Below are 1,161 nucleotides of genomic sequence, written 5' to 3' on the forward strand. Positions count from 1 at the left end.
TACTGAGTTTTTCGTTAGTTCTGTGGGTGCAAGGGCGTCGGCGGTGTGAGGATGCTGGGGTGTCTTCCCAGTCGCAGGATGTTGTTGCTGATGCCTCCGTTGTGCCGTTGACGCGGCCGCAGTTGGCCGAGGCCCGCCGCCTGCGCGCGGCCGAGATGTTCGAGCAGAGACGTCCTTCGTCCGAGGTGGCCCGGGCTGTGGGAATGCACCCGGAGAGCGTGCGCCGGTGGAAGCGCCTGTGGGAGCAGGGCGGGGCCCAGGCCCTGCGGCGCCGGACCGCCACCGGCCGGCCGCCGAAGCTGGATGACGCCCAGGTCGAAACGGTGCGGGCCGCCTTGGAGCAGGGCACCCAGGCGCACGGGTTCGAGGCGGACCTGTGGACGCTGGAACGGGTCGGTCTGGTGATCGAGCGGGTGTGCGGGGTGACGCTGGCCCGTGCCTCGGTGTGGCGCCTGCTGACCGGGCGGCTGGGATGGAGCCTGCAGCGGCCCCGGCGGCAGGCCGTCGAGCGGGACGAGGCCGAGATCGCCCGATGGGTCGCCCAGGAGTGGCCCCGCATCAAAAAGGGGCGGAGAACAAACGTGCCTGGCTCGTCTTCTTCGACGAGTCGGGCGTGTCGCTGCTGCCCCAGGTCCGCCGCACCTACGCGCCCCGCGGCCGCACTCCCACCCTGCGGCACCGGCTGAACTGGAAACGCGCCAGCATGGCCGCCGCACTGGGCTACCACGCCACCGACGCCCGGCGCGGCCCACGGCTGTGCTTCCACCTCAAGCCGGGCAGCTACGACACCACTTCCCTGATCGGCGTGCTGGAGCAGATCAAGACCTTCTACGCCGGTGAGCCGGTGGTGCTGGTGTGGGACGGACTGTCGGCCCACTGGAGCCGGGCCATGCGGGCCTGGGCTGCCGAGCAGGACTGGCTCACCCTGGAGCGGCTGCCGGCCTACGCACCCGAACTCAACCCGGTCGAAGGGCTGTGGTCGGCCATCAAGACCCGCGAACTGGCCAACCTCGCCGGCGACCACCTCGCGGACGTCGCCGACGCGGCCGAACGCGGCATCCGCCGGGTCTGCTCCACCGAACACCTCCCGTGGTCCTTCCTCACCCACACCCGACTGACAATCCATCCCTAACCACCACAGAACTAACGAAAAACTCAGTA

Annotated in this window: 2 protein-coding genes; both read left to right on the forward strand. The window is 69.8% G+C overall.

The annotated features are described in order from the left end of the window. The first annotated feature begins 59 nt into the window (after positions 1-59). Positions 60-686 (forward strand): winged helix-turn-helix domain-containing protein, encoded by a 627-nt coding sequence (locus ACYVOO_RS15485; protein WP_461016241.1) that lies wholly within the window; start codon positions 60-62, stop codon positions 684-686. After that, on the forward strand, positions 614-1,132 hold the full coding sequence (locus ACYVOO_RS15490) for a transposase (RefSeq protein ID WP_461016242.1): 519 nt from the start codon (positions 614-616) through the stop codon (positions 1,130-1,132). Before ACYVOO_RS15485 ends, ACYVOO_RS15490 begins: the two co-directional genes overlap by 73 nt. The last annotated feature ends 29 nt before the right edge of the window (positions 1,133-1,161 follow it).

This window comes from Streptomyces daliensis, assembly GCF_054782395.1.